The 13,247-nt window shown below is 36.2% G+C and carries 13 protein-coding genes; 9 read left to right on the top strand and 4 right to left on the bottom strand.

Annotated elements, in window-relative coordinates; translation table 11 throughout:
* The first annotated feature begins 67 nt into the window (after window positions 1-67).
* The 7 genes from nrdI to MUA90_RS11380 all read left to right on the top strand — a co-directional run bounded on the left by nrdI (window position 68) and on the right by MUA90_RS11380 (window position 7,703).
* Complete coding sequence (gene nrdI, locus MUA90_RS11410) at window positions 68-469, top strand: class Ib ribonucleoside-diphosphate reductase assembly flavoprotein NrdI (protein ID WP_105993541.1); 402 nt, start codon at window positions 68-70, stop codon at window positions 467-469.
* Entirely contained in the window at window positions 432-2,537 is a 2,106-nt protein-coding gene (gene nrdE, locus MUA90_RS11405) for a class 1b ribonucleoside-diphosphate reductase subunit alpha (protein ID WP_262586992.1), read from the top strand. The genes nrdI and nrdE overlap by 38 nt, the downstream gene beginning before the upstream one ends.
* Before the next feature lie 116 nt (window positions 2,538-2,653).
* Window positions 2,654-3,628 carry a class 1b ribonucleoside-diphosphate reductase subunit beta gene (gene nrdF, locus MUA90_RS11400; protein ID WP_114603828.1) on the top strand — a complete coding sequence of 325 codons (975 nt, stop codon included), beginning with the start codon at window positions 2,654-2,656 and terminating at the stop codon, window positions 3,626-3,628.
* 297 nt (window positions 3,629-3,925) lie between these two features.
* Window positions 3,926-4,882, top strand: coding sequence for an ABC transporter permease (locus MUA90_RS11395; protein ID WP_262588841.1), 957 nt, complete (start codon window positions 3,926-3,928; stop codon window positions 4,880-4,882).
* Complete coding sequence (locus MUA90_RS11390) at window positions 4,872-5,834, top strand: iron chelate uptake ABC transporter family permease subunit (protein WP_262586991.1); 963 nt, start codon at window positions 4,872-4,874, stop codon at window positions 5,832-5,834. Before MUA90_RS11395 ends, MUA90_RS11390 begins: the two co-directional genes overlap by 11 nt.
* Window positions 5,831-6,589 carry an iron ABC transporter ATP-binding protein gene (locus tag MUA90_RS11385; RefSeq protein WP_262586989.1) on the top strand — a complete coding sequence of 253 codons (759 nt, stop codon included), beginning with the start codon at window positions 5,831-5,833 and terminating at the stop codon, window positions 6,587-6,589. Before MUA90_RS11390 ends, MUA90_RS11385 begins: the two co-directional genes overlap by 4 nt.
* Before the next feature lie 85 nt (window positions 6,590-6,674).
* Window positions 6,675-7,703 carry a ferrated catecholamine ABC transporter substrate-binding lipoprotein SstD gene (locus MUA90_RS11380; protein WP_114603826.1) on the top strand — a complete coding sequence of 343 codons (1,029 nt, stop codon included), beginning with the start codon at window positions 6,675-6,677 and terminating at the stop codon, window positions 7,701-7,703.
* A gap of 89 nt (window positions 7,704-7,792) precedes the next feature.
* On the opposite strand, the gene MUA90_RS11375 is transcribed toward MUA90_RS11380, so the two are convergent.
* Window positions 7,793-8,665 carry a DMT family transporter gene (locus tag MUA90_RS11375; RefSeq protein ID WP_398577386.1) on the bottom strand — a complete coding sequence of 291 codons (873 nt, stop codon included), beginning with the start codon at window positions 8,663-8,665 and terminating at the stop codon, window positions 7,793-7,795.
* A gap of 114 nt (window positions 8,666-8,779) precedes the next feature.
* On the opposite strand from MUA90_RS11375, the gene MUA90_RS11370 reads away from it, so the two are divergent.
* Window positions 8,780-10,195: an aminotransferase-like domain-containing protein gene (locus tag MUA90_RS11370; protein WP_262586985.1), complete on the top strand. Its 1,416-nt coding sequence runs from the start codon at window positions 8,780-8,782 to the stop codon at window positions 10,193-10,195.
* A gap of 80 nt (window positions 10,196-10,275) precedes the next feature.
* On the opposite strand, the gene MUA90_RS11365 is transcribed toward MUA90_RS11370, so the two are convergent.
* The 3 genes from MUA90_RS11365 to MUA90_RS11355 all read right to left on the bottom strand — a co-directional run bounded on the left by MUA90_RS11365 (window position 10,276) and on the right by MUA90_RS11355 (window position 12,144).
* Entirely contained in the window at window positions 10,276-10,599 is a 324-nt protein-coding gene (locus MUA90_RS11365; protein ID WP_262586983.1) for a CHY zinc finger protein, read from the bottom strand.
* Between the two features lie 14 nt (window positions 10,600-10,613).
* A complete protein-coding gene (gene murB, locus MUA90_RS11360) occupies window positions 10,614-11,540 on the bottom strand; it encodes a UDP-N-acetylmuramate dehydrogenase (protein ID WP_262586982.1) in 927 nt (308 codons plus the stop codon).
* Window positions 11,541-11,616: 76 nt separating this feature from the next.
* Entirely contained in the window at window positions 11,617-12,144 is a 528-nt protein-coding gene (locus tag MUA90_RS11355) for a GrpB family protein (protein WP_262586981.1), read from the bottom strand.
* Window positions 12,145-12,252: 108 nt separating this feature from the next.
* Between MUA90_RS11355 and MUA90_RS11350 the strand changes: the two genes are divergently transcribed.
* Window positions 12,253-13,155 (top strand): EMYY motif lipoprotein, encoded by a 903-nt coding sequence (locus MUA90_RS11350; protein ID WP_262586980.1) that lies wholly within the window; start codon window positions 12,253-12,255, stop codon window positions 13,153-13,155.
* The last annotated feature ends 92 nt before the right edge of the window (window positions 13,156-13,247 follow it).

Genomic DNA, 13,247 nt, shown 5'->3' with positions numbered 1-13,247 from the left:
TGAGAAAGAAAGTGCATGACGCTATGTGACGAGTGAGCGCGTTCTTTATAAGAAAGCGGGTGATTCAATGAAGGTAGTATATTTTTCATTTACTGGTAACGTCAGACGATTTATAGGAAGAACTGAATTTGAGAATACTTTAGAAATTACAAATGACAACTGTGCAGAAGTGCGCGTTGATGAACCTTATATATTGGTCACTAGTACAATTGGTTTTGGAGAAGTGCCAGATGTAGTTAAAACATTTTTGAAAAATAACGGAAATATGATCAGAGGTGTTGTTGGAAGCGGTAATCGCAACTGGGGCCAAAACTTTGCGAAAGCCAGCGAAACCATTTCACGAGAATATTTCGTTCCGCTATTAATGAAGTTTGAAGTACAAGGTACAAAGAAAGATGTAGAAGAGTTTAATGATAAGGTGGGGCAATTATATGAAGACTATGAACGAAAAGCAGTACAATCATATTGAATTAAATAACGAGGTTACAAAGCGTAAAGAAGATGGTTTCTTCAACTTAGAAAAAGACCAAGAAGCTTTAGCGGTTTATTTAGAAGAAATCAAAGATCATACGATTTATTTCGATACAGAAATCGAACGTTTGCACTATCTTGTAGATAATGACTTTTATGTAGATGTATTCAAACAATACAGCGAAGCAGATTTAGAAGAAATTACTGAATATGCACGCAGTATTCCATTCGAATTTGCAAGCTATATGTCAGCAAGCAAATTCTTCAAAGACTATGCTTTGAAAACAAATGATAAAAAGCAATATCTTGAAGACTATTCGCAGCACGTTACAATTGTTGCACTTTATTTAGCGGATGGCGACAAAGCACAAGCTAAACAATTTATCTCATCAATGATTGAACAACGCTACCAACCTGCAACACCTACATTCTTAAACGCAGGACGTGCACGTCGCGGCGAATTAGTTTCATGTTTCTTATTAGAAGTAGATGACAGCTTGAACTCTATCAACTTTATTGATTCAACAGCAAAACAATTAAGTAAAATCGGCGGCGGTGTAGCGATCAACTTATCTAAACTTCGTGCACGCGGCGAAGCAATCAAAGGCATCAAAGGTGTCGCAAAAGGCGTATTGCCTGTTGCGAAATCACTTGAAGGCGGCTTCAGCTATGCAGACCAATTAGGTCAAAGACCAGGTGCAGGTGCGGTTTACCTTAATATCTTCCACTATGATGTTGAAGAGTTCTTAGATACTAAAAAAGTAAACGCAGACGAAGACATCCGTTTATCAACAATTTCAACAGGTTTAATTGTGCCTGCTAAATTCTTCGAACTTGCTAAAGAAGGCAAAGACTTCTATATGTTTGCGCCGCACACTGTATATAACGAATACGGCGTAACATTAGATGATATCGATTTAGATAAATATTATGATGAAATGGTTGAGAACCCTAACATCTTAAAACGCAAAAAAGATGCGCGCGAAATGTTGAATACAATTGCGCAAACACAATTGCAATCAGGTTATCCTTATTTAATGTTTAAAGATAACGCAAACAAAGTACATGCCAATTCAAATATCGGCCAAATCAAAATGAGTAACTTATGTACTGAAATCTTCCAATTACAAGAAACTTCAATCATCAATGACTACGGTGTTGAAGATGAAATCAAACGCGATATTTCTTGTAACTTAGGTTCACTTAACATCGTGAACGTAATGGAATCAGGCAAATTCAGAGACTCTGTACACACAGGTATGGATGCATTGACAGTTGTCAGCGATGAAGCGGATATCCAAAACGCGCCAGGTGTACGTAAAGCAAACAGCGAATTGCATTCAGTCGGTTTAGGCGTAATGAACTTGCATGGTTATCTTGCGAAAAATCAAATCGGCTATGAATCAGAAGAAGCAAAAGACTTTGCGAACGTATTCTTCATGATGATGAACTATTACTCAATCGAACGTTCTATGCAAACAGCTAAAGAACGCGGCGAAGCTTATCAAGACTTTGATAAATCAGATTATGCGAGCGGTAAATATTTTGATAAATATACAAAAGAAGATATCGTTCCTGAATATGAAAAAGTAAAAGCATTATTTGAAGGCTTGGAAATTCCGACTGCAGAAGATTGGAAAGCATTAGCAGAAGACGTTAAACAATATGGTTTATACCATGCTTACCGTCTAGCGATTGCACCGACACAAAGTATTTCATACGTTCAAAATGCGACAAGTTCAGTTATGCCGATTGTAGACCAAATCGAACGTCGTACGTACGGCAACTCTGAAACATTCTATCCAATGCCGTTCTTATCACCGCAAACAATGTGGTACTATAAATCAGCATTCAACACAGATCAAATGCGTTTGATTGATTTAGTAGCAACGATTCAACAACACGTTGACCAAGGTATCTCAACAATCCTTTACGTCAACTCAGAAATTTCTACACGTGAATTAGCACGTTTATATGTCTATGCACATCATAAAGGTCTAAAATCACTTTATTATACACGTAACAAATTATTAAGCGTAGAAGAATGTACAAGCTGCGCTATCTAATAGAGAAAGAAAGTGAGACAACCTGAATAGGTTGTCTCTACATAAGTTATACTGCGAAAATTAAACGGAAATTAAACGAGCTAAATTAAAAATCAAGAATGGGGAAATGCACTTTGATGATCGCTGTCAATTGGAACACGCAAGAAGACATGACGAATATGTTTTGGCGACAAAACATCTCCCAAATGTGGGTAGAAACGGAATTTAAAGTATCTAAAGATATTGCAAGCTGGAAAACTTTAACACCAGAAGAACAAGATACTTTCAAAAAGGCATTGGCCGGCTTAACAGGATTAGATACACACCAAGCTGACGATGGTATGCCTTTAGTCATGATGCACACTAAAGATTTACGTAAAAAAGCAGTTTACTCATTTATGGGAATGATGGAGCAAATCCATGCGAAAAGTTATTCTCATATCTTTACAACACTTTTACCATCAAGCGAAACAAATTATTTATTAGATAAATGGGTGTTGGAAGAACCGCATTTGAAATTCAAATCTGATAAAATCGTAGGCAACTATCATAAACTATGGACAAAAGATGCCTCTGTTTATGATCAATATATGGCACGTGTGTCCAGTGTATTCTTAGAAACATTCTTATTCTACTCTGGATTCTATTATCCGCTTTTCCTTGCAGGTCAAGGACGCATGACAACATCTGGTGAAATTATCCGTAAAATTCTATTAGATGAATCGATTCACGGGGTATTCACAGGCTTAGATGCACAACATATGCGTAATGAACTCTCAGAAAATGAAAAGCAGCGTGCGGACCAAGAAATGTATAAATTATTAGATGAATTATACAAAAACGAAGTGTCTTATACACATTCGCTTTATGATCAAATCGGTTTAACAGATGACGTATTAAACTATGTACGTTACAACGGAAACAAAGCGTTATCTAACTTAGGTTTCGAACCTTACTTTGAAGAACGCGAGTTCAACCCGATTATTGAAAATGCCTTAGATACTTCTACGAAGAACCATGACTTCTTCTCAGTTAAAGGTGACGGCTATACATTAGCATTGAATGTAGAAGCGTTGCGTGACGAAGATTTCATTTTCGATGATGAAGAGTAATTGAATGACAAACACTGAATCTGACTGTTTTCACAGTTTAGGTTCAGTGTTTTTTGTTTTCCTAAAATTAGAGATTTTCAACTAAGGTAAGTGTTATTAGAAAAATGAGGAGATATTATACAACTTTTAATAGTATTTAGTCTAATTTTGAATAAGGATTTTTATGAAAATGTACAAAAAGTATTGATTAAAATCAATAAACTGATACAATAGATTTAAGTGAAAACGATTATCATTTACAATTAGATTAGAGAAAGATAAAAGGAAGGATAGGGTTTCAGAATGGTTCAGCAACTTATGCGTTTTCCGGTTTTAGTCGTGTTCTTTTTAATTTTAACCGTCCTTTCATTGTTTGTTGGTGTGAGTCAGGTTTCAATTACTCAAATTTTTCATTTAACACAAGAGCAGCAAAATATCCTCGTTTCAAGTCGTATTCCTAGAACAGTCAGCATTGTGATTTCCGGCAGTTCATTAGCACTTGCAGGATTGATTATGCAACAGATGATGCAGAATAAATTTGTCAGTCCAACTACCGCAGGAACAATGGAATGGGCCAAGTTAGGTATTTTAATTGCGTTGATTTTCTTTCCTCAAGCGCACATATTAGTTAAATTATTATTCGCCATGGTACTTAGTATCGGCGGCACTTTTTTCTTTATGAAATTAATACAGATTATCCGCTTCAAAGATGTAATTTTTGTCCCGCTGCTCGGTATTATGATCGGCGGCATTATCTCAAGTTTAACGACCTTTATTGCCTTGCGCACCAATGCGCTTCAAAGTATCGGCAACTGGTTGAACGGAAACTTTGCGATTATTACAAGCGGCCGTTATGAAGTACTGTATCTCAGTATTCCATTGCTTATTGTTACATATATTTTTGCTAATTATTTCACGATAGCCGGAATGGGCAAAGATTTCAGCCATAACTTAGGTGTGAATTATGAAAGAGTTATGATGTTCGGCTTAACAATTACCGCAACGATGACAGCTTTAGTCGTCGTGACAGTCGGAACATTACCGTTTTTAGGTCTGATTGTTCCGAATATTGTTTCCATTTACAGAGGAGACCATTTAAAAAATGCATTACCGCACACTGCTGTGTTAGGCGCAATATTCGTTTTGATTTCAGACATTATCGGACGTTTGATTGTCTATCCTTATGAAATCAATATCGGATTGACGATTGGTGTCTTTGGTACATGTATTTTCTTGATCATGTTATTTAAAGGGAGCCGCAACTATGAGTCTTAAACAAACGAAGCTTAAATTATTCATTTTATTTTCGGTAGTTGTGATTACAGGCGCTTTATACCTTGTTTTAGGTATCGATTTTGATATCTTTGCTTATCAGATTCAAAGTCGTATCAGAAAACTGATTTTAATGGTCTTAGTCGGTGCCGCAATCGGTACATCGGTGATTATCTTCCAAGCGATTACCGTCAACCGGTTATTGACACCTTCGATGATGGGATTAGATGCGGTCTATATGTTTGTGAAAGTCGTCCTAGTTTTTATATTCGGCATTCAATCGATAGCAGTGACAAACTTGTATTTAAACTTTGCATTAACACTTGTCGCAATGATTATATTCGCACTGATTTTATTCCAAGGGGTCTTTAAATACGGCAACTTCTCTGTGTACTTTATTTTGTTGATAGGGGTAATTTTAGGTACCTTCTTCAGAAGTATTACAGGGTTTATCGAATTGGTACTTAATCCAGAAGATTTCTTGGCAGTTCAAAGTTCAATGTTCGCAAACTTTAACGCTTCAAATGAAAAGTTAGTGTTGATCGGCGGCATTGTGCTGATTATTTTAATTGCCATTACAATCAAGATATTGCCTTATTTAGATGTATTGTTGCTTGGAAAAGCACAAGCAATGAACTTAGGTGTGAATTATACACGTGTAACGAGACTTTTAATGATTATGGTCGCTTTGCTGACGGCTATTGCGACAGCACTGGTAGGACCCATTACATTCTTAGGTCTGTTAACTGTGAATATTGCTCATGAAATTATGAAAACGTTTGAACATAAATATCTCTTGCCGGCGACTATCTTTTTAAGCTGGATCAGTTTATTTACAGCAGAATGGGTTGTAGAACATCTCTTTGAAGCTACAACAGAGGTCAGTATATTAATCAACCTGATCGGCGGCAGTTACTTTGTTTACTTACTCATTAAAAGGAGGAACGTGCGATGATACAAGTCCAAGATTTGAATAAGTCTATTCATGATAAACCGATTCTCAGCGATATTAATGTCGAAATTCGTAAAGGCCGTCTGACATCATTAATCGGTCCAAATGGGGCAGGCAAGAGTACTTTATTGTCAGCAATCAGCCGATTAATCGATGTGGACACTGGTAACATTCAGCTTGAAAATGAACAATTAGAAACCTTTACAAGCAATGAAATCGCAAGAAAGTTATCGGTACTGAAACAAACCAATCACACGGAATTGAATATTACTGTCGAACAGCTTGTCGCATTCGGCCGTTTCCCATATTCTAAAGGACGTTTAACGCCTGAAGATAAAGAAAAAATCAATCAAGCCTTAGATTTATTGCAGCTGCAAGAAATCAAAGACCGCAACCTTAAAACACTTTCTGGCGGACAACGTCAGCGTGCTTACATTGCGATGACAATTGCACAAGATACAGAATGTATTTTGCTGGATGAACCGCTGAACAACCTAGATATGAAATACTCAGTAGACATTATGAAGACACTGAGAACATTGACCAGAGATTACGGCAAAACAATTGTAATTGTCTTGCATGATATCAACTTCGCTTCTAGTTATTCCGATGATGTGGTCGCAATGAAAGACGGCCGTATTGTCAAAGCAGATGTCAGAGACGAAGTGATTCAACCAAGCACTTTAAGATATTTATACGATATGGATGTTCGAATTGAATGCATCCGAGGTCAAAGAATCTGTCTTTACTACGATTAATATTGAACTATTGAAAGGGGTGATGCCGATTTTTTTACGGCATTATGAGACGGGGGTCTAAAATATTCCAAAAGGAGAAAAACAGATGAAGAAATTAGGCTTATTTATTTTAGTTAGTGTTATGTTTTTATTAGCTGCTTGCGGTAACGGCAGTGATCAAAAAGAAAGTTCAGAAAAAGGAACTTCAGATAAAAAGACAGTAAAAATTGAAAATAGTTATAAATTAAACGGTAAAGATCCAAAAGGCAGCGATGCTAAACAAGTGAAAGACACTGTAGAAGTACCTGTTAATCCTAAAAACGCAGTTGTTTTAGATTACGGTGCATTAGATACATTAAAAGCATTAGGTGTAGCAGACAAAGTAAAAGCAACACCTAAAGGTGAAGACAACAGCACTTTACCAGATTTCTTAAAAGAATTTAAAGATGAAAAATACTTAAACACAGGTTCATTGAAAGAAGTCAACTTTGATAAAGTTGCACAAGCAAAACCAGAAGTAATCTTCATTTCAAACCGTACAGCGAACCAAAAGAATTTAGATGAATTCAAAAAAGCAGCACCTAAAGCAAAAGTAGTTTATGTTGGTGCAGATGATAAAGACTACATGAATTCAGTTAAGAAAAACGCTGAAAACTTAGGCAAAATCTATGACAAAGAAGATAAAGCAAAAGAATTGAACAAAAAATTAGATAAAAAAGTTGCGGACATGAAAGCTAAAACGAAAGACTTCGACAAATCAGTGATGTACTTATTAGTGAACGAAGGCGAATTATCAACATTCGGTCCTAAAGAACGTTTCGGAAGCTTAGTTTACAATACATTAGGTTTCAAACCAGCAGATGAAAAAATTAAAGCAAGTGCACATGGTCAAAACGTAACAAACGAATATGTTAACGAAAAAAATCCAGGTGTAATTATTGCGATGGACCGCGGTCAAGCTATCGGCGGTAAATCTACTGCAAAACAAGTATTAAGCAATGACGTAATTAAAAACGTTAAAGCTATCAAAGATGACCAAGTATACGAAGTAGATCCTAAACTTTGGTACTTCGCATCAGGTTCTACAACTACAACAATGAAACAAATCGATGAATTAAAAGATATAGTTAAATAATTATCGTTAAACATGGGGGAAGACGATAAAAAAACGGGTGAGTCACGATGATAAGTTATCGTAACTCGCCCGTTTTGATTTTATATAAGCTAAGAAGAACTATATTTTGAGGCAATACCTACACCGATGAGTGTAATAGTTCCTCCTGTTAATGCGATGAGGTTTGGAATCTCTCCTAATAATACATATGCTAATAACAAAGATACGGCTGGTGTTAAGTATAAAGATAAAGTCGCATCAGAAACACCGATTTCTTGAATTGTATAAGCTAAGGCAATATAAGGAATAACCGTAGGAAATATTCCCAAATACAAAACAGACAATACGGATGAAGTGCTTGCTGAAAACAAATCGTTACATGCACTAGGTAAAAAGATCACTGAAAAAATTGCACCGCTGATGATTGTATAAATAGTTAGAGGCAAAAAGCCGTATTTCTTCAATAATCGAGATTGAAAAACAAAATAAATACTCTCTCCAAAGGAAGCAACTAAAACTAATATTATACCTAGTAATGCAGCTTTTAATTCAGATTTGCTGCTTAATGAAATGAATGCTACACCTATAAAAGCAACACTCGAACCAAACCATGCCCACTTTGAGAAATGGTGTTTTAGAAATAAAGTCGCAAGTATAGCTGAAAATATCGGTGTTGTTGATACTAACAAACTGGCTATACCTGCACTAACAAAATGTTCTCCAAAACTTAGTGCGGTATGATAAACAGTAAATCCGCAAAAGCCAAGTAGCAATATAACAGGTAAATCTCTTTTTTCTGGCAGTTTAATTTGTTTAATAACACCAATTATAATTAAAAGAAATGCACCTATAACTAACCGCAAGGCTGACAGGTTTTCTGCTTTAAAGTCTTCTAACGCTAATTTGATTACAGGAAATGCTGAAGCCCAAAGCAAGATTGTTATAGAAAAAGATAGAAGTACATATTTGGTTTTATCATGCATGGCCATATTAACCTCTCCATTCTTATTTTTGTTTATAATAAAAGAAAGAAGTTATAACGAGTACAACCAGTTAAAAAGAAAAACAGACAACCAATCTTGAAATAGGAGAACATCATGAAATATAAGGAAATTGCATCGTTTATAAGGAATAAAATTATTATGGGTGATTGGTTTTACGGCATGAAAATTCCGTCTCATCGTAAGCTTGCTGAACAGTTCAAGGTAAATCGGGTGACAGTAATAAAAAGTATCGAAGTATTAGAAGCTGAAGGATTTATATATACGAAGCCTGGAAGCGGCACTTATGTAAATAACTATTTAAGTGAATCATTTGTGATGAATAAATGGGAAGAGATGATGGAGTGGTCTGTTGCTTCAAGAAGTCAGTATACTGTTCAATTGATTAATCGTCTTGAAACTGATGAACATTACATACATCTCAGTAAAGGAGAGTTGGGGAAAGATTTAATACAGCATATTGAATTAAAAAATGCGATGAATGCCGTTGCAAATTATATTGGTGATTTAGCTTTTGGGTACAATGACGGTTATGGATATAAAAAATTACGGGAATTAATTGCTGAGAGGCTGAATAATGAAGGAATGAATATTAATACCGGCAATGTCATGATTACATCGGGAGCATTGCATACACTTCAACTACTAGTCACAGGTTTTCTAAGTCAGAATACAGTGGTATTTTCAAATACACCATCTTATATTAATTCAACATATGTATTCAATAGCTTGAATTTGAAGAACATACAATTTGATTACAATGATATGCATGCATTCAAAGCATGTATTGATAAATATCACCATTATAAAGATAAAGCGATTTATGTAGAAACCTCTTTTAACAATCCCACGGGTGCATCATTATCACACGACGAAAAAGAGCAGATATTAAAAAGTAGTAAAATGTACAATATTACTATAATAGAAGACGATATTTATAAAGATATATGGTTTTCAAAGAAGGCGCCTGTTTCGTTGAAAGCATTAGACAACAAAGGTCTGGTAATTCATATCAGCAGCTTTTCAAAGTCTATTGCGCCAGCACTTAGAATTGGCTGGATTATTGCATCTGAAAAGGTAATAGAACAACTTGCAGATGTTAGAATGCAGATTGATTATGGTTCAAGTATACTCTCGCAAATGGTGATTTATGAAATGCTTAATAAAGGTGATTATGATCGTCATATTATCAGGTTGAAGGAAATTTTAATTGGGAAGCGAGATTTTATGTTGAGTTTGTTAAAAAAATGGTTCTTAGATGTTGCTGAATGGAAAATACCAGAAGGGAGCTTTTTCATATGGCTAGAATTTAAAATTAACATTGATATTAAAAAGTTGTTCTCGTATCTTATTGATCATCATCAAATTTTGATTAACCCAGGCTATATTTATGGAGAAACTGATAATTCGATTCGTTTATCATATTCTTATGAAACGAACGATAATATCGAATTTGCCTTAATGAAAATAAAGGAATATATAGATGACGAATTAAAAGACATAATTAAATAATTATCGTCAAACATGGGGGAAGACGATAAAAAAACGGGTGAGTCACGATGATAAGTTATCGTAACTCGCCCGTTTTGATTTTATATTTCAAAGTAATGCGGATAGTGTGCTTCGCAACGCGGATTGAATGGTGCGTTGCAATGAGGACAATGATTGGTTTCGGTATATTCTGCAATGGTAAGTTCATGTCCGCATACACCGCACAAAATCGCATGTGTATCATATTCTTCTTTGGACCATGGAATAGGTGCGTGATCTTCTGATTCGTTATGGCAATGAATACAAGCATAGTACTTGCCGCAGCATTTGAATTTAATGGCGACTACGTCTAAAGGTGTGTGATAGTGTATACATCTTGTTTCGCTGTCTAAACCAATGCCGTGTACTTGTTGTGAATGCGACATATCAATTGCCTGCCTTATTGCTGGTCTTCTGGATGGTCGCCGATGATACGTACTTCCGGATGCAATTCAACATCGAACTTTTCTTTAACCACTTGCTGAACATGGTGGATCAAGTCTTCGTAGTCCGTTGCTGTGCCGTTATCGACATTGACCATGAAACCTGCGTGTTTGGTAGAAACTTCGACACCGCCGATACGATGGCCTTGCAAGTCTGAATCTTGAATCAGTTTACCTGCAAAGTGGCCTGGAGGTCTTTGGAAGACACTGCCGCATGATGGATGTTCAAGCGGTTGTTTTGATTCACGGCGTTCAGTCAAGTCGTCCATGACAGCTTGAATATCCTCTTGATTACCTGGTGCTAAGTTAAAGGCAGCTTCTAAGACTACTAAGTGCTGCTTTTGCACAATACTGCTGCGGTAGCCAAGTTCTAATTCATCACGTGTCAATTGAACTAAGTCGCCGCGTTCATTGACGCATACAGCGTAATCGATACAATCACGGACTTCTCCGCCATAAGCACCTGCATTCATGAATACAGCACCGCCGATAGAACCTGGGATGCCGCATGCAAATTCTAATCCAGTTAAAAATTTGTCGCGAGCGGTACGGGAGACATCAATAATCGCTGCACCGCTGCCTGCGATTATGACATTATCTTCAACTTTAATATAATCCATGGATAATAAGCTCAATACAATTCCGCGGATACCGCCTTCGCGGATAATAATGTTAGAGCCGTTGCCTAAGTATGTGACAGGGATGTTGTTGATTCTAGCAAGATGATTGATGGCTTGGACTTCTTTGAAATTAGTCGGACTGAGATAGAAATCAGCCTTTCCTCCTGTTTGCGTATAAGTATAGCGTTTTAATGGTTCATCAACTTTAATTTTTTCTTCTGGCAGAATTTTAGCTAATTCTGTAAGAATGTCATCTTTGTGCAACGATAGAACTCCCTTTCAATTGTTTTCATCTTCTTATTATAGCAATGAAACCTTTAGTTTGTGAAATGCTATAACCTTAATTTAAATGAAATTGACGTGACAATTTTTCAAACAATGCCTCTTTAGCTTCTTCATATTCGCGAATGGTTGAGGCTTGTGCATGCAATGCTTGTTTTTCTTTTGAAAACTGCACGCTGAGTTCAGTATCACGGCTCAGTGCAGCATCCATTTCTTTATAATGGCGATATCGTTTTGATTCAATCTGCAAGATGTGCAGGCGTACAGTTTGTTTTAATTCAGTCATATCATTGAACTTTACCATCATAGCTTTTTTCTTGTAGCTGTGGTGCACGCGATAAAAGCCGGCATAATTTAAGCGCTTTTCATCTAATGCAGTAATATCATGCAGGTTGTTCACACCGACCAAAATATCTAAAATAGGTTCAGTCGGATAGTTGAAATGTGCAGTTCCTCCGATGTGCTGCACGGTTTGAACAGGTGTATTCAGCAAACCGAGCAAAAGTTCGCTTAACCTGTCGAATTGATCTTGATAAGAGGGTAATGCCTTTTTATCTTCTATAAAAGGCTGTGTTTTTGAATACATAATCAACCGTCCTTTGTAAAAGTCTCTAAAATATTATATTATGAATCTTGACTTACTCAAACACTTAACACGCAAATTATAAAGATAAACAGACAGGAGTGGACAAAAGTGAAAAGGTGGCTTCTCATAATAACGATTGCTTGTCTAACGCTGTCTCTTGCGGCATGCAGTAATAAAACGCAGTCAGATTTAAATCATTTTGAAAAAGCAAAGCATGAAGTAGATAAAGAAGAGCGTCAAGTTGAAAAAATTATGGATGACATGCGCTTGAATCGTTTGAATGAACTCAGCAAATCAGATTTAACAGATAGAAATAAAACAGACTTCAAACAATTGGAAAAGGATATGGATAAGAAGCTGATGCTTGCATTTGAAACTTATCAGCACGCCGCAGAACAATTGCCGGCTGAAACTAAAGATGTCAAAGCCTTACGTAAAACTTACATAAGTGAGGTTAATGAACAAGAAAAAGATTTAAAAGCCATCCGCAGTTTTATACACCTTTGCAACGCCTCGATTAAAGCAAATGAAGATATCTTGAATTACACGAGGCTGTTTGAGAAGAACCGTGCGCAGTTAGAGAAGCAAGTCGAAACAGCACGCCAAGCAGGGGAGTCTGACAGTATCGATAAATTTATTCATAAGTTGAAGCATCATAATAAAGAGCTGCAGCAGATTGCGAAAAAATATTTGGATACAGATGATCCGGCTAATACGAAAACGGTGATTAAAGATAAAGTACAGCCTCTGATTAATCGACAAATCGAAGAGCTGAACCAAGCGAGTGTGTCAGAGCCGAATACTGCAAAAGCACATCAAACGGCTATTGAAATGTATTACAGTCTGCAAAACTATTATGAGACACGACAAAAGACAATCGATGTCAGCAATGGTTTAGAACGATATGATATGAATAAAACGCCTTTAACAGGGAAAGAATTAGATGAAGCGCATAAACCGTTTAAGCGCGAGTTGACGGACTTAAAAAACAAATTGCACAAGAATGATTGAAAAAAGCAAGGAAAATGTTAGTGTTTTGGTTAACATTGAAATATAAAGTGTGTATAATTAGACACATTGAAATAGCAATTAGAATGGGACTA

Origin of the sequence: Staphylococcus sp. IVB6181 (assembly GCF_025561445.1) — a bacterium.
GTDB lineage: Bacteria > Bacillota > Bacilli > Staphylococcales > Staphylococcaceae > Staphylococcus > Staphylococcus simulans_B.
The sequence above is the reverse complement of the archived record's forward strand: the minus strand, read 5'-3'. Positions and strand labels throughout refer to the sequence as shown.